Genomic DNA, 21,555 nt, shown 5'->3' on the forward strand with positions numbered 1-21,555 from the left:
GCGGCGTGCCCGCCACGGCGGGCGGTCGGCGCGCCGATGGCTTAACGCCGGTTCGCGCGCGTGCCCGCGCCGCGCCTGCCCGGGCGCCGGCTCGGCCTACAATGTCGCGTTTTCCATCGGCCTTCGGGCCCGCCAGGAGTCGTTTTAGATGAAATTCCGCTTCGCCGTCGCTGCCGTGGCCACGTTCGCCGTCGGCCTGGTTTCCGCGCAGACGCCCGGTCCGGTTCCCGCGCCGCCGGCCGCCGCTGCCGCCGCTCCGGCCACCGTGGCGATCCCGCCCGCGCCCAAGCCGGCCGTGTCCAAGTCCTGGGTGCTGATGGATTACGCCACCGGCCAGGTGCTGGCCGGCGAGAACGAGCACGAACGCGTGGCCCCGGCCAGCATCACCAAGGTCATGACCTCGTACGTGATCGCGGCCGAATTGAAGCTGGGCAAGATCACCCGCGACGACCAGGTCATGCTCAGCGAGCGCGCTTGGCGCGAGGGCGGCGCCGGCACCGACGGCAGCTACAGCGGCTTCCCGGTCAACAAGACCGCGCGCCTGGAAGACATGGAAAAGGGCATGGCGATCCAGTCCGGCAACGACGCGGCGATCGCGCTGGCCGAACACACCGCCGGCAGCGAGGAAGCCTTTGCGTCGCTGATGAACGAGTATGCGAAGAAGATCGGCATGACCGGCTCGCACTTCGTCAACGCCCACGGCCTGTCGGCCGACGGCCACTACACCACCGCCTACGATCTGGCGCTGCTGGGCCGGGCGATGGTGCGCGACTATCCGGAAACCTACGCGTACAACAAGATCAAGGAATTCCGCGTCGGCGACATCACCCAGCCCAACCGCAACCTGCTGCTGTGGCGCGACCCCAGCGTGGACGGCATCAAGACCGGCCACACCTCCGAGGCCGGCTACTGCCTGCTCAGCTCGGCCAAGCGCGGCGACCAGCGCCTGATCGCGGTGGTGATGGGCGACAGCTCCGAGAAGCAGCGTGCCGAGGACAGCCTGGCGCTGCTGAACTGGGGCTTTCGCTTCTTCGAGACCCACAGCCTGTACGAGCCGGGCAAGCAGGTCGCGCAGCAGCGCGTGTGGAAGGGCACCGAGAAGCAGGTGCTGCTGGGCGTGGCGCAGCCGCTGCTGGTCAGCGTGCCGCGTGGCCGCTACAACGAACTGAAGCCGGCGATCGAAGTGCCCAAGACCCTCGAGGCGCCGATCAAGCAGGGCCAGCAGATCGGCATGGTCAAGGTGAGCCTGGACGGCAAGGTGGTGGCGCAGGCCCCGCTGGTGGCGCTGAAGGCGGTCGACGAGGCCGGTTTCTTCAAGCGCCTGTGGGACAGCTTCTGGATGTGGTGGGAATCCGAATGAGTGTTTGAAAAAAGCCGGCTGACGCCGGCTTTTTTCTTGGGAATGGAGAATGGGGAATCGGGAATGGGTAAAGCGGTGTACTGCCACCTGCCGGTTTGGTGGGGAGATCGGAGGCCCGCTTTTGCCATTCCCCATTCCCCATTCCCCATTCCCAGCCTCAAAGCTTCCGACTCACCGTAAAACTCCCGAACACCGGCGTCTGCCGCTGCAGATCGAACTCGCGGGTGCGCCAGTAGCGGGCGAGGGCGAACTTCCATTTGCCGCGCATCACCGCCAGGCCGATGCCGGCGTCGCCGACGAAGGGGCGCTTCTTCACGCTGTGGCTGTCGCGGAAGGTGTTGCCGTCCAGGGTGATGTCGCGCAAGACCCAGCGTCCATCGGTGGTCACGAACAGGTGCGCCGACCAGCCGCTGCCGACGCTGTCGGCCGGCGGGGCGACGTTCTCGCCGGCGGGACGCAGCGGCGAACTGCCGAAATCGTCCGGCAGCTTCCAGCCCAGGCGCAGTTCCATGCCGGCATTGGCGTGGGTGTCCAGCGTACCCAGCGCGCCGCCCCAGTGGCTGATCGCGTCCCACCCCCAGCCGTCGCGGCTGCCGTCGCCGGACCAGCGGCGCAGCCGTTCGTGCAGCACGCGGAACACCGGTTCGTCGTGCAACTGGTTGTCCCAGCCCTGGAACTTGGCGTCGCCGAGCAGGGCGTGCACCGCATCCTGCACCTGCTTGCCCTGCGCCGACGGGCCGATCAGGCCCAGGGTGAGTTGGGTGGTACGCAGGCGGTCGTCGTTGCGCGCGTTGTAGCCGATGTTCATCAGCAACAGGCCTGCGTAGGGGCGGTCGTCCTCGATCAGGTCGCGGCGGGTCTTGTCGGTGGGGGTGAACAGCGCTTGCCCGACCGCGAAGGTCATGTTGCGCTGGGTGAAGTCGCTGTTCGGCTGCAGCCAGGTCAGGGCGCGGTTCGCCGCCCGCGCCAGCCGCGGCAGGCAGGGGTCGTCGGTGTAGTCGCGCAGGTTCGGCGAGACGATGATCAGGCCGAACCCGTTGGTATAGCCCTGGTCCTGGCCGGCGCCACCGAACAGGTCGTTGTCGACGCGGACGTTGACCGTGGGCGCGGTCGCTTCCAGGGTGTCGTGTGGGCATTGCGTGGTGGCGGCGACCGGGGCCGAGGCGAAGGCCAGGGCGATGGCCAGCGGAACAAGCGGGCGGGGCGACGGCATGGATGGCGTCTCTGGTCGGAAAAGGCGTGAGTGGCGATGTCCGCCTGCAGGCAGTCGATGCCGGCGCCATCCCGGACCATGAACGCAGCCCGTGCGGTGAAGGATAGGCAAAAGTGCCGTAGCGGACAAATTCGTCCGTTTGGGTTTCTCTGTCCCATTCGCCCTCTTGTCGCGTGAAGGCGATGGTGCGCAATGACCCATGCAGGGGGGGGCACCCCCGCGGCGCGCGACCGCGCCGCACCGGTGTCTTGCGCGCGGTCGGATCTCCGTGCTGCGCGGCTCCGGGATCCCGGGGCGCTGTCTGCGCACCGTGGCCGGCCTTGGGTTTGCCCGGCGCCGGCCCGATAATGCGGACATGGACATCACTTCCGATAACCCCGATCACGGTTTCCAGTTCCCCGGCGTGTTCGAACTCAGCGCCATGGGCACCGCCAACACCGGCCTGGAGGCCGAACTGCCGCGCCTGCTCGCCGCGGCCGGCGTGGAGGTGATGGAGGAGCGCGTCAGCTGGAAGCATTCGTCCAATGGCAAGTACGTGTCGGTGCGCATCGCCTTCCGTGCCGTGGACCGCGCCCAATACGACGCCGCGCATCAGGCGCTGCGCGAACACCCGGAAGTGAAGTGGACGCTGTAGCCGGGGACGCGCCAGTGGCGCCGGCACTGACGCTGCCGCCGTGCCGGGTGCGCCAGCTCGGCCGCCAGCCCTACGAGCCGGTGTGGCGGGCGATGCAGCGCTTCACCGATGCGCGCGACGAGGCCACCCCCGACGAACTGTGGGTGGTCGAACACGAGCCGGTGTTCACCCTTGGCCAGGCCGGCAAGCCGGAACACGTGCTGGCGCCGGGCGACATCCCGGTGCTGCAGGTCGATCGCGGCGGCCAGGTCACCTATCACGGCCCCGGCCAGCTGGTGGTGTACCCGCTGCTGGACCTGCGCCGGCTGCACATCGGCGTGCGCGACTACGTGTGCCGGATCGAGCAGGCGATCATCGACACCCTCGACGAATGGAACATCCTCGGCGAACGCCGCGAGGGCGCGCCGGGCGTCTACGTCGGCGACGCCAAGGTCGCCGCGCTCGGCATCCGCGTGCGCCGCGGCTGCACCTTCCACGGCCTGTCGTTCAACGTGGCGATGGACCTGGAGCCGTTCCACCGGATCAATCCCTGCGGCTACCAGGGCCTGCAGGTGACCGCGGTGCTAGACTTGGGCGGTCCCTCCGGCATGCAGGCGGTCACTCCGGTCCTGCTGGCCCAACTGGCGCGCCAGTTCGGGCTGACCCTGCAGCCGCTCGACGCCTTGCCCGATCTTTCGCTCACGCACGCGGCCTGACCGCCTGCCCGCCGACCACGCCATGACCCAGCCCAGCGCACGCTCCATTCCCTTGCAGGTCCTTTCCGGCGACAGCGCGCCCGCGCCGCTGCAGACCGGCGTCAAGCAGTTGGGCGGCGACAAGATCGCGCGCTCGCCGGTGCAGTTCGCCGACGCGCCGGTGCTGCGCAAACCGTCGTGGATCCGCGTGCGCATTCCCTCCGGCAATGCGGTGCAGACCCTCAAGGCCAAGCTGCGCGAGAACCGCCTGGTCACCGTCTGCGAAGAGGCCAGCTGCCCGAACATCCACGAGTGCTTCGGCCACGGCACCGCCACCTTCATGATCCTCGGCGAGGTCTGCACCCGCCGCTGCTCGTTCTGCGATGTCGCACACGGCCGGCCCAAGCCGCCGGATGCGGGCGAGCCGGCCAGCCTGGCGCAGACCGTCGCCGACATGGGCCTGAAGTACGTGGTGGTGACCAGCGTCGATCGCGACGACCTGCGCGACGGCGGCGCCCAGCATTTCGCCGACTGCATCGGCGCCATCCGCGTCGCCGCGCCGACTACCCGCATCGAGATCCTGACCCCGGACTTCCGCGGCAAGGGCCGCATGGACCGCGCGCTGGAGATCCTGGCGACCAATCCGCCGGACGTGTTCAACCACAACATCGAGACCGTGCCGGACCTGTACCCGAACGTGCGTCCCGGCGCCGACTACCAGTGGTCGCTGACCCTGCTGAAGAAGTTCAAGGCGCAGCATCCGGCCATCGCCACCAAGTCCGGCATCATGCTCGGCCTGGGCGAGACCCTGGAGCAGGTGCAGGCGACCCTGCGCGACCTGCGTGCGCACGACGTGGACATGGTCACCATCGGCCAGTACCTGCAGCCGACCGCCCATCACCACCCGGTGATGCGCTACTGGACGCCGGACGAATACAAGGCGCTGGAAGAGTACGGCAACGCGCTGGGCTTCAGCCACGTGGCCTCCGGGCCGATGGTGCGTTCGTCCTATCACGCCGATCGCCAGGCGGCTGGCGCCGGCGTCGCCGCCTGATCCGCCTGCGCGCGCATTGCGCATGGCCGCGACGACGCACGTTCGTCGCCGCAAAGCGACCGTCCGCGCGGCTCGCACCAGCAGCGTTCACATTTCTGCGCAAGCCGGCAGCTAGTCTGCTTCATGAACAGGTGACACGGCCTGCAACTTGCGTCACTGTCGTGTTGTCTCACGCGATGTGCTGCCCCCCTGACGGCCTGGTGCCGAGAGTCCCCAGATGAAATTCAAAGCTTCCGCCTTCCTGCTGGCGTTTGCGCTGACCGCACCGCTGGCGCTGTTCGCCCGTACCGATGCGCCCGCCCTGCCGGCCGCTGCCACCGCCGACCAGGCCACCACCGCCAAGCTGGTGTACGGCCTGCTCTCCGACAGCCGCTACGCCTACCGGCCGCGCGCCCTCGACGAGGCGACCTCCAAGGAGGTCTTCAAGAAGTATCTGGAGACCCTGGACGGCAGCAAGCAGTTCTTCACCCAGGCCGACGTCGACAAGTTCGCCAGCTTCCAGAACAACCTCGGCGCCAACATCGCCTCCGGCCAGCTGGAACCGGCATTCCAGATCTTCGCCGTGTACCGGCAGCGGGTGGACGAGCGCATCGCCTACGCGCGCAAGCTGCTCAAGCAGGACTTCAACTTCGACGGCGACGAGAAGTTCGAGTACGACCGCAAGAATGCGCCGTGGGCCAAGGACGACCAGGAACTGGATGCGCTGTGGCGCAAGTCGGTGATGAACGACTGGCTGCGGCTGAAGCTCGCCGGCAAGAAGCCGGAGGACATCCGCAAGACCCTGGACAAGCGCTACGCCAACCTCGACGACTCGGTGAAGGAACTGAAGAGCGAGGACGTGTTCCAGTTCTTCATGAACGCCTACACCAATACGGTCGATCCGCACACCGACTACTTCACCCCGCGCACCGCCGAGAACTTCAACCAGCAGATGTCGCTGTCGCTTGAAGGCATCGGCGCGCAGCTTCAGAAGCAGGACGACCTGGTGGTGATCCGCGAGGTGATCCCGGGCGGTCCGGCCGCGCTGGACGGCACGCTCAAGCCGGGCGACCGCATCGTCGGCGTCGGCCAGGGCAAGAGCGGCCCGGTCGAGGACGTGATCGGCTGGCGCATCGACGACGTCGTCGCCAAGATCCGCGGCGACAAGGACACCCAGGTGCGCCTGGAGTACATTCCGGCCGAAGCCGGTGTGGACGGCAAGCACCGCCAGGTGCTGCTGACCCGGCAGAAGGTGCGCCTGGCCGAACAGGCCGCCAAGGGCGAGACCATCGAGCTGCCGGCCAAGGACGGCGAGCCGGCCCGTCGCATCGGCGTGATCAAGCTGCCCGCGTTCTACCAGGACTTCGAAGGCCGCCGCCGCAACGCCAAGGACTATGCCTCGGCGACCCGCGACGTGGCCAAGCTGCTGGCCGGCTTCAAGACCGACAAGGTCGACGGCGTGGTGCTGGACCTGCGCAACAACGGCGGCGGTTCGCTGGACGAGGCGATCGAGCTGACCGGCCTGTTCATCGAGCAGGGCCCGGTGGTGCAGGTGCGCGAATCCGGCGGCCGCGTCACCGTCAACAGCGACCAGAACCCGGCCGTGGCCTGGGACGGCCCGCTGGCGGTGCTGATCAACCGCGGCTCGGCCTCGGCGTCGGAGATCTTCGCCGGCGCCATCCAGGATTACGGCCGCGGCCTGATCATCGGCGAGACCAGCTTCGGCAAGGGTACGGTGCAGAACATCGTCGACCTGGACCGCTGGCCGGCCAACGAGACCGACCGCTTCGGCCAGGTCAAGCTGACCATCGCCCAGTTCTTCCGCGTCAGCGGCAGCAGCACCCAGCACAAGGGCGTGGTGCCGGACATCGCCTTCCCGGCCAGCGTCGATGCCACCGAGTTCGGCGAAAGCACCTACGACAACGCGCTGCCGTGGAGCCGCATCGCCGCGGTGCCGCACACCCAGTACGGCAATTTCGCGCCGCTGCTGCCCAAGCTGGAGGCGCTGCACACCACGCGCATCGCCAACGACAAGGAATTCCAGTGGTGGGAAGAGGACGTGCGCCAGTTCCGCACCGAGGCGGCGAAGAAGTACGTGGTGCTCAACGAGGCCGAGCGCCGCGCCGAGCGTGAGAAGCAGGACGCGCAGCGCAAGCAGCGCCAGGAGATCCGCAAGCAGCTCGGCCTGCCGCTGGATCCGCTGGCCGACGACAGCAGCGACGATGGCCTGACCGGCAACGAGCGCGACATCGTCAAGGACGCCGCGCGCGAGAAGCTGGTCGACAAGCGTCCGGATCCGCTGCTGCGCGAATCGGCCTCGATCCTGAGCGATGCGGTCAACCTGCTGGAGAAGGACCGCCCGCTGTCGGTGCAGGTGCTGCCGCAGTCCACCGGCCCGGGGCGCTGGGCCGACTGAGCCCGCGCTCTACCGTCGAAAAACCGAACGCGCCATCGCTCAGCGGTGGCGCGTTTTTTTGTGGGAGCGGCGTCAGGCCATCTCTCGCAATCCGTTCCGCCACGCGCAAGCGGATTCTGCTTGTCCGGTAGGAGGGTAATTTCGCGATCAGGTTGCTCCCACATCCCGCGTCGTCGCGACGAAACGCCCTAGCCCAGCACCTGCCACACCTGGTGCAGGCCCAGTGCCAACAAGGTCAGGAAGAACACGCGGCGGAACGCGCTGGCGGAGATGCGTTGGCGCAGCCGCGTGCCCAGCCACATGCCTACGGCAGTGGGCAGCAGCGCCAGCAACGACGGACCCAACGCCTGGGTGGGGAAGGCCCCGTGCGCGACGAGGGCTGCGGCCAGCGCAAGCGTGGCCGCGGCGAAGCAACTGCCGAGCGCGCGCATCAGCGCCTCCCGCGGCAGATCCAGCGCCACCAGATAGGGCAGCACCGGCAACACGAACACACCGGTGGCGCCAGTCAGCAGCCCGGTCGCCAGGCCCACGGGCGCCGCCGCCCAGCGCGCCTGCGATGACGACAGGCGTGCCTGCCACTGACTCAGCCCAAGCAGGGCATACAGCGCCAGCAACGCGCCCAGGCCGGCGCGCGCCAGCCGCGGGTCCGCGTCGGCGAGGACGCCTGCGCTGCCCCAGGTGCCGGCGACGATGCACGCCAGCAGCGGCCACAGTCGCCGCAGCAGCGCGCCGGTGTCCGCGCCCCAGGCTTGTTGCAGGTTGGTCAGCAGCGACGGCAGCGCCAGCAGCGCCGCGGCCTCGGCCGGCGTCAGCCAGAGTCCCAGCAGGCCCATCGCCACCGTCGGCAGGCCCATGCCGGCCATGCCCTTGACGCCGCCGGCGAGCAGGAAGACCAGGGCGATCGGCAGCAGATGCGGTGCGAGGGTGTCCATGGCATCCAGCATCGGCGCGCCGCGGCAGCCGGACAATGCGCGAATGCTTCAGGCAGACTTCGGCAACGACGAAGGCGGGAGCATCGATGCACCTGGATTTCACCGATCTGCGGCTGTTCCTGGCGGTGGCCAAAGCCGGCAGCATCACCGCCGGCGCCGACCGCGCAGCATTGTCGCTGGCCGCCGCCAGTGCACGCATCCGCGCGCTGGAGACGCAGCTTGGCGTCGCGCTGTTCGCGCGCGGCCCGCGCGGCGTCGGCCTCACCGCGGCCGGCACCGCGCTGTTGCGCCACGCGCGGGAGTTGCTGCGGCAGGCCGAGGCGATGCGCAGCGAACTGGGCGAGTACGCCGGCGGCCACCCGACCAGCGTGCGCCTGCTGGCCAATACCGCGGCGCTGTCGGAATGGTTGCCGGAACTGCTGGCCGAGTTCCTGGTGGCGCACCCGCGCATCGATCTGGCGCTGCGCGAACAGGGCAGCGTCGCCGCGGCCGATGCGCTGCGCGAGCAACGCGCCGACCTAGCGGTGATCGCCGATCACGCCGATCTGCAGGACCTGCAAGCGCGCCCGTTTCGGCAGGATCGGCTGGTGCTGGTGGCCGCGGCCACGCATCCGCTGGCGCAGGCGCCGCAGTTGCGGTTCTCGGAGGTACGGCAGGCGCAGTTGCTCGGCCTGGCCGAGGACAGCGCACTGCAGCAGCATCTGCGGACCCATGCCACGCGTGCCGGTGGCCAGCTGCGCATCCGCGCGCAGGTGCACGGCATCGAACCGCTGTGTCGCATGCTGGCGCGCGGCGCCGGCGTGGCGATCCTGCCGCAGGCGGCGCTGGAGCGGGTCAGCGTGCGCGCGCAGTTGGTCGCGGTGCCGCTGCAGGAGCCGTGGGCGCTGCGCCAGTTGTCGATCGTCTGGCGACCGACACCGGTGCCGTCGCCGCCAGTGCAGCAGGTCCTGGATTGGCTGTGCGCGCATGCGGCGCCGGCGGCCTGAGGATCCGTTGGCTGGCGCACGACTGACGCCTCTGACGATGCGCTTGCGCAATGGTGCAGCGAGGCAGCGTTAACTGGCGGGCGCGGGCCTTGTTACGCTGTTCGGGATCGCTTGCGACGGCTGTTCCCCGGTGACGCGTGCCGCGGCTGAAGTTGTTCCTGCGGACGCACGGCCCTCTGTCAGCGCAGTTGCTTCCTGTGGGAGGGGCTTCAGTCCCGACTGCTACCGGAGCCGGATGCTTTCCGGTGCGAGATTGCGACGGAAGAACTGAGCGGATCATGCGCTTCTGCGTTGGCCCTGCCGGAGGTGTTGCCTGTCTTGCAGCGCTCGATGTGGCCTTGGCCAGCCAGCCACGCCAAGGCCTTTGGCGTCATGCGCGTCGCGGCTGATACCGAGCAGATAGGAGCCGCTCCCGTTCGCGGGCCTGCGGTCCATGCCGCAGGCCCACGCGTCTCACTGCGGCCAGGCGAACGTGGCGATCACCGGGAAATGGTCGGACGGCCAGTGGCCCTGCGGCCGCGCGTCGAGCGTGGCGTAGTCGGTTGCTTTGAGCCCGCGCGAGAGGATCCAGTCGATGCGCCGGTCGGGATGGCCGGTGAAATCGTGGAAGGTCGCTTCCGGGCCCCGCGGCTGCGCCACCTGCGTGCGCGCATCGGCCAGGCTGGCGGTGAGGGTGCGGTAGGTCGGCGAGTCCGGCACCGTGTTGAAGTCGCCGGTCAGCACCACCGGCACGTCCGCCGGCAGCGCCTTCAGCCGCGACACGATCAGCGCCGCGCCCTTGGCGCGCGCCGCTTCGTCCTCGTCGCGATAAGGCAGATGGGTGTCGAACAGGTAGAAGCGTCGGCCATCGCCGATGCGCTCGAACAGACCCCAGTTGACCATGCGCGGCAGCGGATGGCCCCAGCTGATGCTGCCCATCACCTCCGGCGTGTCCGACAGCCAGAAGTGTCCCGAGTCCACCAGCTTCAGCGCGTGGCTGTCGTAGAACACACCCATGCGTTCGCCGTCGTCCTTGCCGTCGCGGCTGGGGCCGAACCAGCGGTACTCCGGCAGTTGCGCGGCCAGGTAGTCGGCCTGGCGCTGGACCAGTTCCTGTGTGCCGAACACATCCGGATGCTGCGCGCGGATCAGCGCGGCCATCGCGCTGCGGCGCACGTCCCAGCGCTTGTCGCCGTCGGTATCGACCGGCACGCGGACGTTGAAGCTCATCACCTTGAGCGGGGCCGGCGCGGCGGGCGTTGCGGGCGTGCGCGCCTGCGCTGGCGCGATGCACGCGCTCAGCACCAGCAGCAGAGGAAGCGCGAGCTTGCGCGCGGACGACAGCGACAGCGACATGGCAGATCTCGACAGGAGCGGAGCACGCGATGGTGGCACGGCGGTGGTGTCGGTGACCACCGCGTGGCGCGCCTGCCGAGCGGCGATCAGTTGAACGCCGACAGCGCCTGGGTCAGTTTCCCGTTGTTGTCGACCGCACCCATCGTGTAGCCCTGCCAGCCCGGATACGCGTCGGGTTCCCAATAGAACACGCCCAGGCCGCGGCTGCCGAGTGCGCGGGTCCTGTTGAGCAGATCGGCGAGCATCGCACGGGTGGTCGCGGCCTGCTGCCAGTCCATGCCGACCTCGCTGACGATCACGTCCGACCCGTAGCGCGCCACCATGTCCTGCATGTTGCTGGCGATCTGCGTGTTGGCGCTCTGCCAGGCATTGGGGGACGGGTAGTGCGACATGCCGACCACGTCCCACTTGCCGCCGGCCGACTTGAGGCTGTCGAAGAACCAGCGGAAGGTCGCGTTGTCGTGGCCGTTGGCCAGGTGCACGATCACCTTGGCATTGGGGTAGACCGACTTGCTGGCGTTGTAGCCGCTGTTGATCAGTTGCGCGAGGTTGCCGAAGTTGGGCGTCTTGCCGTCCGGCCACAGCATGCCGCTGTTGATCTCGTTGCCCACCTGCACCCAGCTCACGTCGATGCCGTTGGACTTGAGATAGGACAGGATGCCGCTGGTGTGCGAATACACGTCCTTCACCAGGGTGGCGAAGTCGTGGTTGTTCCAGGCCGCCGGCTTGGTCTGCTTGCCGGGATCGGCCCAGCTGTCGCTGTAGTGGAAGTCGATCATGATGCGCATGCCCTGCGCCTTCGCGCGCTTGGCCATGTTCAACGTGTCGGCACCGTCGTTCCAGCCACCCTGCGGATTGACCCACACGCGCAGCCGGATCGCGTTGACCCCGGTGCCCTTGAGCAGCGAGAAGAAATCGGTGGTGGCGCCGGAGGCGTTGCGGAATACGCGACCGCTGCTCTCCTGCTGGTCGATCCAACTGACATCGGCGCCCTTGGCGAAGGTCTGCGCCATGGCCGGCGCACACAGACAGGCGAGCAACAACACCAGCAGCCAGGCGGACACGCGCTTGCTCGATCGGTTCATGCGATTCTCGCGGTGATGGGAGGAGGGAAGGGGGCGTCGTGCGGCCCCGAGGAGTGGGCGCCGCGACGTGCCGGGCCGTCCCCCGCGGCCGCGGCGCGCACGAGGCTAGCGCGATCGCCACGGCGACGCGCGCTGCACTGCAGCGGTGCTGTCGGGACGTCCGCAAGCGCTGTCTGGATGGCCGATGAATCTGCGCGGTGCGTCACTTGACGCGATGCGGCATCGGCGTAGCATTCCGCTCACGCCAAGGGACAGACCCGCGGCGATCCACCAACCGTGAGGGATGCTCATGGAGTTCGACTATCTCGTGTTCATCGGGCGCTTCGAGCCCTTCCACAACGGCCACGCCGCCGTTGCCCGCCACGCCCTGGCGCGTGGTCAGAAACTCATCTTCCTGATCGGCTCGGCCGAGACTCCCCGCACCATTCGCAATCCCTGGACCGTTGCCGAGCGCAGCGTGATGATCCAGGCCGCGCTGGAAGGCGCCGGCGAGCGGCTGATCCTGCGGCCGCTGCGCGACCACCTGTACAACGAAAGCCAGTGGATCGCCGCAGTGCAGGCGACGGTGGCCGAGGCGGTGCGCAGCGACGGCGGCAGCGCCGAGGCGCGGATCGGCCTGATCGGCATGGACAAGGACGCCAGCAGCTATTACCTGCGCGAATTTCCGCAGTGGCCGCTGGTCGATGTGCAGCACACCGAGACGCTGTCGGCGACCGAGCTGCGCCGCTACCTGTTCGAGGCCGGCAGCATCGATTTCCACGGCGCGCTGCTGATGCTGCGCGGCAACGTGCCGACGCCGGTGTTCGACATGCTCGAGGCGTTCCGCAAGAACTCGCCGTCGTACGCCGAACTGCTCGCCGAGTACCAGTTCATCGAGCAATACCGCGCCGCCTGGAAAGAGGCGCCGTATCCGCCGACCTTCGTCACCGCCGATGCGGTGGTGGTGCATTCCGGGCACGTGCTGCTGGTGCGCCGCCGCGCGGCCCCCGGCAAGGGCCTGTGGGCGCTGCCGGGCGGCTTCGTCGGCCAGCACGAGAGCATCCTCGACGCCTGCCTGCGCGAACTGCGCGAGGAGACCCGGCTGAAGATCCCGGTGCCGGTGCTCAAGGGCTCGCTGAAGAACCGCCACGTGTTCGACCACCCCGAGCGCAGCCTGCGCGGGCGCACCATCACCCACGCCTTCCACTTCGAGTTCGTGTTCGGCGAACTGCCCGAGGTGCGCGGCGGCGACGACGCCGACAAGGCGCGCTGGGTGCCGGTCAGCGAAGTGCTGGGCATGGGTCCGAAACTGTTCGAAGACCATCTGCACCTGCTCGAATTCTTCCTGGGCCGCGGCTGACGCGGCCTTCCCGGCCGGCGGACAGACCGCCGGCTTTCCCAGACGCGAAGGAGCTTCCGTCATGCAATGCCTGAACAACCTGCTGCTCAACACCGACAGCTACAAGGCCAGCCACTGGCTGCAGTACCCGCCCGGCACCGACGCCACGTTCTTCTACGTGGAATCGCGCGGCGGCGTCTACGACCGCACCGTGTTCTTCGGTCTGCAGTCGATCCTCAAGGAGGCGCTGGGCCGCCCCGTCACCCATGCCGACATCGACGAGGCGCGCGACCTGTTCGCCGCGCACGGCGAGCCGTTCAACGAAGCGGGCTGGCGCGACATCGTCGACCGCCTCGGCGGCCAGTTGCCGATCCGCATCCGCGCCGTGCCCGAGGGCAGCGTGGTGCCGACCCACAACGCGCTGATGACCATCGAGTCCACCGACGCGCAGGCCTACTGGGTGCCGTCGTACCTGGAGACGCTGCTGCTGCGCATCTGGTACCCGGTGACCGTGGCCACGGTGAGCTGGCACGCCAAGCAGACCCTGCGCCAGTTCCTGGAGCGCACCAGCGACGATCCGGACGGGCAGTTGCCGTTCAAGCTGCACGACTTCGGCGCGCGCGGCGTGTCCAGCCTGGAATCGGCGGCGATCGGCGGTGCGTCGCACCTGGTCAACTTCCTCGGCACCGACACCGTGTCCGGGCTGTCGCTGGCGCGCGCGCACTACCACGAGCCGATGGCTGGCTATTCGATCCCAGCCGCCGAGCACAGCACCATCACCAGTTGGGGCCGCGAGCGCGAGGTCGAGGCCTACCGCAACATGCTCAAGCAGTTCGGCAAGCCCGGCAGCGTGGTCGCGGTGGTGTCGGACAGCTACGACATCTTCCACGCGATCCGCGAGCATTGGGGCACCACGCTGCGCGAGGAGGTGATCGCCTCCGGCGCCACCGTGGTGATCCGCCCGGACTCCGGCGATCCGGTGGCGGTGGTGCACCAGTGCCTGGAACTGCTCGACGAGGCCTTCGGCCACAGCGTCAACGGCAAGGGCTACAAGGTGCTCAACCACGTGCGGGTGATCCAGGGCGACGGGGTCAACCCGACCAGCATCCGCGCGATCCTGGAGCGCATCACCAGCGCCGGCTACGCCACCGACAATCTGGCCTTCGGCATGGGCGGCGCCTTGCTGCAACGGCTCGACCGGGACACCCAGAAGTTCGCGTTGAAGTGCTCGGCCGCGCGCGTCGACGGCCGCTGGATCGACGTGTACAAGGATCCGGTCACCGACAAGGGCAAGCTCAGCAAGCGCGGCCGCATGCGTCTGCTGCGGCACCGCGAGTACGGCAGCTACCGCACCGAGCCGGTGGCGGCCGATGCCGTCTCTGCCGAGGCGGTCGCCGGCCCGGCGGGCTACGACGATGCGATGGTCACCGTGTGGGAGAACGGCCGCCTGCTGCACGACTGGACCTTCGCCGAGGTACGCGAGCGCGCGAACGCCGCGCGCCTGTAGGAGGCGCCCATGCATGCCTCCCTGCCGAGCGCGCCGCCGTTGAGCGGCGGCTCGCCGCTGTTCGCCGCGCTGCGCGCCAGCACCCCGCATCTGGAATGGCGGGTGCCGGCCGTGGCGGATGCCTCGCGCTGGCGCCAGCAGCGCATCGGCGCACGCGACTACCGCGTCGCGCAGCCGGTGACCTTCACTCCCTACGCATCGGTGCGGCCGTGTTCGGCGCGCTGCCGTTTCTGCTCGGAAACCCTGCGGCCGCAGGCCGGCGGCACCGCCGCGGCGAGCCTGCGGCCGCCGCCGGACTACTTCGCGCAGCTGCGCCAGGCGCTGGCGCAGCTGCGCGGGCTGCCGCTGTCGTATTCGCTGTCGGGGCTGGAGATGACCGACGACGAAGACTGGTTCGTGGAACTGCTGCAGACCCTGGGCGCGGCCGAGCGCGAGGGACTGCTGGTCGAACAGCGGGTGCTGTACAGCAACGGCGCTGGTTTCGCCCGCGGCCACGGCGAGGTCTTGCTGCAGACGTTGCAGCGCTTCGGTCTGTCGTGGATCGAGCTGTCGCGGCACCATCCGCAGCAGGCGCAGAACGATGCGATCATGCGTTTCCGCGACGGCGAAGCGATTGCCGATGCGGACGTGTTCGTCGCCACTGCGCAATGCATCGCCGAAGCGCTGCCGTTGCGCCTGGTGTGCATCCTGCAGCACGGTGGCATCGCCGATGCCGACGGCGTCGCGGCCTACCTGGACTGGGCGCGCGCCTGCGGGGCACGTACGGTGATCTTCCGCGAATTCTCCCGGCTCGGCGACGGCTACCGCGATGGCGGCACCGCACGCTATCTCACTCAGGCGCGGGTCGCGGTGGAGCAGGTGCTCGGCGCCTGCATGGCCGCGCCGTGGTGGCGCGAATTGCAGCCGCTGCAGATCACCGAGGGCTACTACTTCTGGAACCTGCGCCTGGCCACCGCTGACGGCATGGAGGTGGTGTTCGAGACATCCGACTACGGGGCGATGCACGCGCGCCACGACAGCGGCGACATCTACAAGCTGGTGTTCTTCGCCGACGGCCGGCTGTGCGCCGGCTGGCAGCCGGACCGCGATCTGCTGTGGCGGGCGCCGCATGGATAGCCGCAGCTGGTGGACGCCGTTGCCGGATCCGCCCGAGCATCGCCTGCCGGAGGACCTGCGCCAGCGCGATCCGCTGGGTGCGCGCGACTGCGGCTGGGTCGGGCAGATGCGTCCGTTCGTCCTCCACTTCAGCGCGCCGGGTGAGCGCGTGCTGGATCCGTTCTGCGGCTTCGGCAGCACCTTGCTCGCGGCCGAACTGGAAGGGCGCCACGGCGTCGGCCTGGAGATCGACGCGGCGCGTGCGCGGCTGGCGCGCGAACGGCTGCAGCGGCTCGGCCTGCACGCCGAGGTGCTGGACGGCGGCTTGCCGTACTGCGCGCCGTCCGCGCCGGTGGACCTGTGCCTGACCAACGTCCCGTACTTCGGCTGCGCCTGGCCGGCCGCGGCGGGGCCCGACCAGCTCTACGCCAGTGCCGACTACGCCGCCTACCTGCACGGCCTGCGCGCGGTGTTCCATGGAGTCCGCCGCCACCTGCGCGAGGACGGCTTCTGCATCGCGATGGTGGAGAACGTCCAGCTTGGCGCGACCACGGTGCCGCAGGCCTGGGACCTGGCGCGGATCCTCGGCAGCCTGTTCGCGCCCTGTCCCGAGCGCGTGCTGTGCTACCCACGCGAGACCGCGCAGCCGCTGGCGCCCGGCGACACCCGCAGCGACCGCAGCCACGAGTACGCGCTGATCTTCCAGCACCGGCGCCAGCGCATCGACCTGGCGGGTACGGCGCAGTTGCTGGAGGCGCTGCACGCCGACGGTTTCGTCTTTGCGCTGTACGGCAGCTATCCGCGCTGGCTGGCGGATCCGGCGGCGGCGCCGCGCCTGCCCGGCGACGTCGATCTGCTGCTGCCGCGCGACCTGGACGGGCTGCTGCGGCTGCTCGACTGGCTGCGCGCGCGTGGCTTCCTGCTGAGCCTGTGGGGCGAGCCGCTGGCGGTGCCGCCGACCCTGGCACTGCTCGACGCCCATCATTACCTGCGCGCCGAACGTCGCGATCGCCACGGCGGCCTGCTGCGCGTGGACCTGGCGCTGGAACCCGCCGCCGCCTGACGCGGTGGCGGCCAGCCTGCCCATCTCGCTAACCGCGGGATGAGCGGCCGCGGTGGCGTCAAGGCCGCGCCGACGCGCTTGCGGCTATCCTTTGCCGCGGTTCCCTCTCTCCGGTCAACGGCCTATGTCCGCTCCCTCCAAGGTTCTCGCCATTCCCGCGCTCGCGCTGATCGCGATCGGCCTGAGCGGCTGTTTCGCGCGCAAGCAGGACGGCCTGGTGAAAGAGACCTTCAATTCCGACAACACCTATTCGCGCAACTACCCGGTGCAGCCGGCGCAGGCCTGCGAATCGGCGCGGCGCGCGCTGCTGAGCCAGGGCTACGTGGTCTCCAAGGCCACCGCCGATGCGGTGGAAGGCACCAAGAACTTCCAGCCCAGCGACGAGTTGCATGAGCAGCTGGAACTGCGCGTGTCCTGCGTCGCGCATGGGCAGGACGAATCCTGGGTGTTCGTCAGTGCCTTGCAGGACCGCTATGCGCTGAAGAAGAGCCCCACCTCGGCCAGCGTCGGCGTCGGCGTGCTCGGCTCGGTGTCGCTGCCGATCGGCAGCAGCGACGATTCGATGGTGCGGGTCGCCAGCAGCACGGTGCAGGACGGCGACTTCTACAAGCGCTTCTTCCAGTTGATGAGCGAGTACCTGCCCAAGAGCAAGCCGGCGCCGGAGCCGTCTGCGCATCCGTCCGCGGCGGTGACGGCGCCGGCGCCGGCAGCGCCCGCACCTGTACCTGCAGCGTCGACGGTGCCGACTCCGCCGCCCGCCGCAGCGCCCACGCCGCCGCCGGCACCCGCGGCGGCCACTGCGGCGCAGCCGCCCGTCGCGACCGCGCCTCCGAGCGGCGAGCCCGGCGGCGCCGACTGATTCAGGCGTTGCTACACAAGCTGAATGCGGCCGATTTCGCTTCACGAACCATTCGCGAATCCGGTGAGAAGGTGGCGCCCGTCGAGAGCGCGGTGCTTGTGCATCGACTCCGCCACCCAGGAGCAATCAGCATGAACACTCTCAAATCCGCCTTGTGTCTTTCCGTCCTCGCCATCGCCACGGCCGCCGCGCCGCTGGCCGAAGCGCAGCGTCACTACGGTCCCGAGGACGCCGGCCGCCGCTTCAGCGACGGCACCCGCGTGCACTGCAAGAAGGTCGCGGTGCGCAAGAACAGCACCGATCCCGACCGCATCGGCGGCACCCTGGCGGGTGCGGCGATCGGCGGCCTGCTGGGCAACCAGATCGGCAAGGGCGATGGCCGCAAGCTGGCCACCGTTGGTGGCGCGGTCGCCGGCGGCGCCACCGGCCGCTACATCCAGGGCCAGCGTCAGCAGGCCAATGGCAATCGCGTGGTCGAGACCGTCTGCAAGCGTTATTGAGTCGCGCGACTGCATCGTGTTGGTCGGTGCCTGACGCCGACCTGACAGCCTGACGCAGCACGCCCCGGCGGAGGCCTCCGCCGGGGCGTTTTTTTGCGGTGCCGGTTGCGACGTTGCGCGATTCGGCGCCGCGGCGGCTCAATCGGCGAGCAGATCGCGCAGCGCCGCGTCCAGTTCCGGATACCGGAACACATAACCCTCGCGTTGCGCACGTGTCGGCAGCACGCGCTGGCTGCCCAGCAACAGCTCGGCCATCTCGCCGAAGCCCAGGCGCAGCGCCGCCGCCGGCATCGGCAGCAGCGCCGGACGATGCAGGGTGGCGGCGAGTTGCTGCGCGAACGTGGCATTGGTCGCCGGCGCCGGTGCGGTGGCGTCGTAGGCGCCCTCGCCGCCTTCCTGCAGCAGCCACAGCAGCAGTCCGACCTGATCGTCGCGGTGGATCCAGCTCATCCACTGGCGGCCATCGCCCATGCGCCCGCCCATGCCGAAGCGGAACGGCAGCAGCATCCGCGCCAGCGCGCCGCCGTCGCGGCCCAGCACCACGCCGGTGCGGACCAGACTGGTGCGCACGCCCAGGTCCTGCGCGCGCAGCGCTTCGGCTTCCCAGTCGCGGCAGAGCTGGGCGGCAAAGTCGTCGCCCGGCGTGCTGGTTTCGTCCAGGACCTCGTCGCCGCGGTCGCCGTAGTAGCCGATCGCCGAGCCGGAGATCAGGCAGCCCGGGCGCTGCGCGGCGTCGAGTCCGCTCATCCAGTCGAGCAGGTCGCGGGTGGTGCCGATGCGCGAGGTGCGGAAGCGGCGCTTGCGGGTGGCGCTCCAGCGGCCTTCGGTCAGCGGTTCGCCGGCGAGATTGATCACCGCATCGGCCGGTGCGGCGCGCTGCAGATCGTCCAGCACCTGCACCGCCGGCAACAGGCGCGCCGCGCGTGCGGGGTCGCGGGTCAGCACGCTGACCCGGTGCCCGGCGTCGAGCAGGGCCGGGCACAGCGCGCGGCCGATGAATCCGGTGCCTCCGGTAACGAGCACGTGCATGCAGGGGATCGCTTGCGCCAAGGGAGCCGCAGTGTAGGTGCGCCGGGCATGGCGGAAGAGTGAACGCCGGGGGTGTCGGTGCCGCGGCGCTGTGTTTCGCGACGCCTGCACGGGCGAGGCGGCACGCTGCGCGGGCGCCGCCGCCACGTGGCCAACGGAAGCTCCTGTTCGCGATGTCCGCTCCATGATCCGACCATCGAGGTTCGCTTGCCCGCCGCGGCTTCGCCGCGGCGTCGGTCTGCTGCTGGCCGCGCTGCTGGCCAGTGCCGCGGCCACGGCCGCACCGGCGCCGGCCGACCAGGCCAGCGCGGCTTGCCTGGCCGCACTGCTGGAGCGGCTCGGTTGGCGCATCGGCACGACCAGCGCGGCGCAGCCGCAGATCGCCGCCGGCGCACCCTGCGAACGCGGTTCGCTGGCCGAGGCGCAGGCGCACGGCGATCTGCAGGCGGCCTTGCCCGCGGCCTGGAACGACGCGCAACGGCAGCAGGCCTTGCGTGCCTTGCTGGACACGCCGGCCACGCAGTGCGGCTACTTCCTGCAACTGGGGGCGGCCACCACGCGCGCTGTCGCACGCCTGCAGGACAATCCCGGCTATCGCTTCTCGGCGCTGCAACTTGGCTGGATCGGCTTCGGCCTGCGCGGCGCGCAGGCGCAGGGCTGGGAACGCTTCCGCAGCTTCGGCCGCGGCTATCGCCCGTCAGGCAGCAATGCGCAGGCGATCGAGGCGTTCTACAGCGGCCATGTGCGTTCGGAATGCGGCGTCGGCCGGCAGATCGCGCAACTGGCCACACAGCGCGAACTGTATGGCGACGCGGCGTTCGATCGTGCGTTCAGCGCCGACGAGCTGTCGATCGGCACCTTCCTGACCCTGCACGACACCGACAGCATCCTGCTCGGCGCGCATGCCGGCGAGTTCTTCGCCGACGGCAAGGCGGCCAGGACCGCGCAGCGCGGCCGCGCCGCCTTCCTCGGTGCGCCTGGCTACATCGTGCACGTGTTCGAGCGCCGCTACCTCGACGACATCAACAACCAGGCCGAGAACTTCGTGGTCGCCGCGGTCAGCGCCGAGGCCGCCACGGCCTTGCGTGCGCACGGTGGCTTCGCCTACTACGACGCTCAGAACCGCCGCATCTGGGAGCTGGCGCGGGCGCTGCGCGGCCCGGGCCGCGAACGCTTCGAGCGCCTGCTGTATGAGCGCGACCCGGCACTGCGCGCACGCCTGGATCCGGCGCAGCAGGCGGTGCTCGCGCAACTCGACGCGTTGCTCGACGATCCGTTCTACCGGGGCTTCGCGGTCTACGTGCATCCCAAGGGCGTCAAGCCGATCGGGTATCACGTGGTGCGGCTGCTGGATCGCAATCCGCGCACGCCGTTCGCGATCGAGCTGACCCTGCATAACCTGCACACCACGCTGTACCAGCGCTGGCGCGACCTGCAACTGCACGACTGTGCGCAAACGCCGCCGCCGGCACCTGCCGCCGCATCGGTGCCTTAGCTGCGCGTCACGTCGGCATCGCCGCTTCGTGAGACCCTAACCCTCCTTTTTTCGAACCGGGAACGACGCATGGAACTGGGACTTGTAGGCTTGGGCCGGATGGGCGCCAACATGGCCGAGCGGCTGGTGCGCGGCGGGCATCGCGTGGTCGGTTTCGACCTGGGCGAGGCCGCGCGCAGCGCGGCGCAGCAGCGCGGGGTCGACGCGGTCGACAGCATGGCCGCGCTGATCGCGGCGCTGCCGGCACCGCGCGCGGTGTGGCTGATGGTGCCGGCCGGCAAGGTCGTCGACGACACCCTGGCGGCGTTGCTGCCGTTGCTCGGCAAGGGCGACGTGGTGATCGACGGCGGCAATTCCTACTACAAGGATTCGATGCGCCGCGCCGGCGAACTCGCTGCCCACGGCATCGCCTATGTCGACTGCGGCACCAGCGGCGGCGTGTGGGGCCTGCGCGAGGGCTACAGCCTGATGATCGGCGGCGACACCGCCGCGGTGCAGCGCTTGCACGACGTGTTCGCGACCCTGGCGCCGGCCGCCGATGCCGGTTGGGGACACGTCGGCCCCAGCGGTGCCGGCCACTTCACCAAGATGGTCCACAACGGCATCGAGTACGGGATGATGCAGGCCTATGCCGAGGGCTTCGCGCTGATGGGGCGCAAGCAGGAATTCGCACTGGATCTGCACCAGGTGGCCGAGGTCTGGCGCCAGGGCAGCGTGGTGCGTTCGTGGCTGCTGGACCTGTGCGCCGATGCGCTGGGCGAGAATCCGACCCTGGCCGGCATCGCGCCGTTCGTCCAGGACTCCGGCGAGGGCCGCTGGACCGTGGCCGAGGCGATCGACCTGGACGTGCCGGCGCCGGTGATCACCCTCTCGCTGCTGGAGCGGCTGCGCTCGCGCGACGACGATTCGTTCGCCGACAAGTTGCTGGCGGCGATGCGCAACCAGTTCGGCGGCCATGCGATCAAGCACGAGGGCGGCGACGCGCCCGCGCCGGGCGGTACGCGCCCGGCCTGAGGCCCGG

19 protein-coding genes are annotated in these 21,555 nt (G+C 69.6%); 14 read left to right on the forward strand and 5 right to left on the reverse strand.

Going from position 1 to position 21,555, the window contains the following annotated elements:
• The first annotated feature begins 148 nt into the window (after positions 1–148).
• Complete coding sequence (locus CEK65_RS03160; protein ID WP_017913472.1) at positions 149–1,360, forward strand: D-alanyl-D-alanine carboxypeptidase family protein; 1,212 nt, start codon at positions 149–151, stop codon at positions 1,358–1,360.
• Positions 1,361–1,517: 157 nt separating this feature from the next.
• Here the strand turns inward: CEK65_RS03160 and CEK65_RS03165 are convergent, their stop codons facing one another.
• Entirely contained in the window at positions 1,518–2,573 is a 1,056-nt protein-coding gene (locus CEK65_RS03165) for a lipid A deacylase LpxR family protein (RefSeq protein ID WP_152180749.1), read from the reverse strand.
• Positions 2,574–2,928: 355 nt separating this feature from the next.
• On the opposite strand from CEK65_RS03165, the gene CEK65_RS03170 reads away from it, so the two are divergent.
• From CEK65_RS03170 to CEK65_RS03185, 4 genes are all read left to right on the forward strand, one after another.
• Positions 2,929–3,207 (forward strand): YbeD family protein, encoded by a 279-nt coding sequence (locus tag CEK65_RS03170; protein WP_017908125.1) that lies wholly within the window; start codon positions 2,929–2,931, stop codon positions 3,205–3,207.
• On the forward strand, positions 3,195–3,902 hold the full coding sequence (lipB, locus tag CEK65_RS03175) for a lipoyl(octanoyl) transferase LipB (RefSeq protein WP_152180750.1): 708 nt from the start codon (positions 3,195–3,197) through the stop codon (positions 3,900–3,902). The genes CEK65_RS03170 and lipB overlap by 13 nt, the downstream gene beginning before the upstream one ends.
• Positions 3,903–3,924: 22 nt before the next feature.
• Complete coding sequence (gene lipA / locus CEK65_RS03180; protein ID WP_026144004.1) at positions 3,925–4,935, forward strand: lipoyl synthase; 1,011 nt, start codon at positions 3,925–3,927, stop codon at positions 4,933–4,935.
• A gap of 217 nt (positions 4,936–5,152) precedes the next feature.
• Positions 5,153–7,330, forward strand: a complete 2,178-nt coding sequence (locus CEK65_RS03185; protein WP_017908122.1) for a carboxy terminal-processing peptidase — start codon at positions 5,153–5,155, stop codon at positions 7,328–7,330.
• Between the two features lie 188 nt (positions 7,331–7,518).
• Here CEK65_RS03185 and CEK65_RS03190 read toward each other — a convergent pair whose 3' ends face one another.
• The gene (locus tag CEK65_RS03190) at positions 7,519–8,262 is read right to left on the reverse strand and encodes a sulfite exporter TauE/SafE family protein (RefSeq protein WP_026144221.1); all 744 of its coding nucleotides are present in this window, start codon (positions 8,260–8,262) and stop codon (positions 7,519–7,521) included.
• An 86-nt stretch (positions 8,263–8,348) separates the two neighbouring features.
• Here CEK65_RS03190 and CEK65_RS03195 point away from each other — a divergent pair, with 86 nt between their 5' ends.
• Complete coding sequence (locus CEK65_RS03195) at positions 8,349–9,248, forward strand: LysR substrate-binding domain-containing protein (RefSeq protein WP_152180751.1); 900 nt, start codon at positions 8,349–8,351, stop codon at positions 9,246–9,248.
• Between the two features lie 453 nt (positions 9,249–9,701).
• On the opposite strand, the gene CEK65_RS03200 is transcribed toward CEK65_RS03195, so the two are convergent.
• On the reverse strand, positions 9,702–10,583 hold the full coding sequence (locus CEK65_RS03200; protein WP_152180752.1) for an endonuclease/exonuclease/phosphatase family protein: 882 nt from the start codon (positions 10,581–10,583) through the stop codon (positions 9,702–9,704).
• A gap of 86 nt (positions 10,584–10,669) precedes the next feature.
• Positions 10,670–11,668, reverse strand: a complete 999-nt coding sequence (locus CEK65_RS03205; protein ID WP_152180753.1) for an arabinogalactan endo-1,4-beta-galactosidase — start codon at positions 11,666–11,668, stop codon at positions 10,670–10,672.
• A 283-nt stretch (positions 11,669–11,951) separates the two neighbouring features.
• Here CEK65_RS03205 and CEK65_RS03210 point away from each other — a divergent pair, with 283 nt between their 5' ends.
• The 6 genes from CEK65_RS03210 to CEK65_RS03235 all read left to right on the forward strand — a co-directional run bounded on the left by CEK65_RS03210 (position 11,952) and on the right by CEK65_RS03235 (position 18,010).
• A complete protein-coding gene (locus tag CEK65_RS03210; RefSeq protein ID WP_048492386.1) occupies positions 11,952–13,007 on the forward strand; it encodes a bifunctional nicotinamide-nucleotide adenylyltransferase/Nudix hydroxylase in 1,056 nt (351 codons plus the stop codon).
• Between the two features lie 61 nt (positions 13,008–13,068).
• A complete protein-coding gene (locus CEK65_RS03215) occupies positions 13,069–14,493 on the forward strand; it encodes a nicotinate phosphoribosyltransferase (protein ID WP_152180754.1) in 1,425 nt (474 codons plus the stop codon).
• 9 nt (positions 14,494–14,502) lie between these two features.
• Positions 14,503–15,609: a hypothetical protein gene (locus CEK65_RS03220; RefSeq protein WP_152180755.1), complete on the forward strand. Its 1,107-nt coding sequence runs from the start codon at positions 14,503–14,505 to the stop codon at positions 15,607–15,609.
• Positions 15,602–16,651 carry a DNA methyltransferase gene (locus tag CEK65_RS03225; protein ID WP_152180756.1) on the forward strand — a complete coding sequence of 350 codons (1,050 nt, stop codon included), beginning with the start codon at positions 15,602–15,604 and terminating at the stop codon, positions 16,649–16,651. The genes CEK65_RS03220 and CEK65_RS03225 overlap by 8 nt, the downstream gene beginning before the upstream one ends.
• 124 nt (positions 16,652–16,775) lie before the next feature.
• Positions 16,776–17,510, forward strand: coding sequence for a DUF2242 domain-containing protein (locus CEK65_RS03230; RefSeq protein WP_043094730.1), 735 nt, complete (start codon positions 16,776–16,778; stop codon positions 17,508–17,510).
• Between the two features lie 131 nt (positions 17,511–17,641).
• Positions 17,642–18,010, forward strand: a complete 369-nt coding sequence (locus CEK65_RS03235; RefSeq protein ID WP_026143726.1) for a glycine zipper 2TM domain-containing protein — start codon at positions 17,642–17,644, stop codon at positions 18,008–18,010.
• Between the two features lie 138 nt (positions 18,011–18,148).
• On the opposite strand, the gene CEK65_RS03240 is transcribed toward CEK65_RS03235, so the two are convergent.
• Positions 18,149–19,039, reverse strand: a complete 891-nt coding sequence (locus CEK65_RS03240; RefSeq protein WP_152180757.1) for a TIGR01777 family oxidoreductase — start codon at positions 19,037–19,039, stop codon at positions 18,149–18,151.
• 184 nt (positions 19,040–19,223) lie between these two features.
• On the opposite strand from CEK65_RS03240, the gene CEK65_RS03245 reads away from it, so the two are divergent.
• Positions 19,224–20,534: a hypothetical protein gene (locus CEK65_RS03245; RefSeq protein ID WP_152180758.1), complete on the forward strand. Its 1,311-nt coding sequence runs from the start codon at positions 19,224–19,226 to the stop codon at positions 20,532–20,534.
• Positions 20,535–20,603: 69 nt separating this feature from the next.
• The gene (gene gnd / locus CEK65_RS03250; protein WP_148829914.1) at positions 20,604–21,548 is read left to right on the forward strand and encodes a phosphogluconate dehydrogenase (NAD(+)-dependent, decarboxylating); all 945 of its coding nucleotides are present in this window, start codon (positions 20,604–20,606) and stop codon (positions 21,546–21,548) included.
• Positions 21,549–21,555: the final 7 nt, after the last annotated feature.

Origin of the sequence: Xanthomonas sp. LMG 12459 (assembly GCF_009192905.1) — a bacterium.
GTDB lineage: Bacteria > Pseudomonadota > Gammaproteobacteria > Xanthomonadales > Xanthomonadaceae > Xanthomonas_A > Xanthomonas_A sontii.

What these genes read in the sequence shown, in the direction of transcription:
- CEK65_RS03220 (WP_152180755.1), top strand. Translation starts at nt 14,503, where the DNA reads ATGCATGCCTCCCTGCCGAGCGCGCCGCCGTTGAGCGGCGGCTCGCCG.
- CEK65_RS03170 (WP_017908125.1), top strand. Translation starts at nt 2,929, where the DNA reads ATGGACATCACTTCCGATAACCCCGATCACGGTTTCCAGTTCCCCGGC.
- CEK65_RS03215 (WP_152180754.1), top strand. Translation starts at nt 13,069, where the DNA reads ATGCAATGCCTGAACAACCTGCTGCTCAACACCGACAGCTACAAGGCC.
- CEK65_RS03200 (WP_152180752.1), bottom strand. Translation starts at nt 10,583, where the DNA reads ATGTCGCTGTCGCTGTCGTCCGCGCGCAAGCTCGCGCTTCCTCTGCTG.
- CEK65_RS03225 (WP_152180756.1), top strand. Translation starts at nt 15,602, where the DNA reads ATGGATAGCCGCAGCTGGTGGACGCCGTTGCCGGATCCGCCCGAGCAT.
- CEK65_RS03165 (WP_152180749.1), bottom strand. Translation starts at nt 2,573, where the DNA reads ATGCCGTCGCCCCGCCCGCTTGTTCCGCTGGCCATCGCCCTGGCCTTC.
- CEK65_RS03195 (WP_152180751.1), top strand. Translation starts at nt 8,349, where the DNA reads ATGCACCTGGATTTCACCGATCTGCGGCTGTTCCTGGCGGTGGCCAAA.
- CEK65_RS03230 (WP_043094730.1), top strand. Translation starts at nt 16,776, where the DNA reads ATGTCCGCTCCCTCCAAGGTTCTCGCCATTCCCGCGCTCGCGCTGATC.
- CEK65_RS03210 (WP_048492386.1), top strand. Translation starts at nt 11,952, where the DNA reads ATGCTCATGGAGTTCGACTATCTCGTGTTCATCGGGCGCTTCGAGCCC.
- CEK65_RS03235 (WP_026143726.1), top strand. Translation starts at nt 17,642, where the DNA reads ATGAACACTCTCAAATCCGCCTTGTGTCTTTCCGTCCTCGCCATCGCC.
- CEK65_RS03185 (WP_017908122.1), top strand. Translation starts at nt 5,153, where the DNA reads ATGAAATTCAAAGCTTCCGCCTTCCTGCTGGCGTTTGCGCTGACCGCA.
- CEK65_RS03245 (WP_152180758.1), top strand. Translation starts at nt 19,224, where the DNA reads ATGATCCGACCATCGAGGTTCGCTTGCCCGCCGCGGCTTCGCCGCGGC.
- gnd (WP_148829914.1), top strand. Translation starts at nt 20,604, where the DNA reads ATGGAACTGGGACTTGTAGGCTTGGGCCGGATGGGCGCCAACATGGCC.
- CEK65_RS03160 (WP_017913472.1), top strand. Translation starts at nt 149, where the DNA reads ATGAAATTCCGCTTCGCCGTCGCTGCCGTGGCCACGTTCGCCGTCGGC.
- CEK65_RS03240 (WP_152180757.1), bottom strand. Translation starts at nt 19,039, where the DNA reads ATGCACGTGCTCGTTACCGGAGGCACCGGATTCATCGGCCGCGCGCTG.
- CEK65_RS03190 (WP_026144221.1), bottom strand. Translation starts at nt 8,262, where the DNA reads ATGGACACCCTCGCACCGCATCTGCTGCCGATCGCCCTGGTCTTCCTG.
- CEK65_RS03205 (WP_152180753.1), bottom strand. Translation starts at nt 11,668, where the DNA reads ATGAACCGATCGAGCAAGCGCGTGTCCGCCTGGCTGCTGGTGTTGTTG.
- lipA (WP_026144004.1), top strand. Translation starts at nt 3,925, where the DNA reads ATGACCCAGCCCAGCGCACGCTCCATTCCCTTGCAGGTCCTTTCCGGC.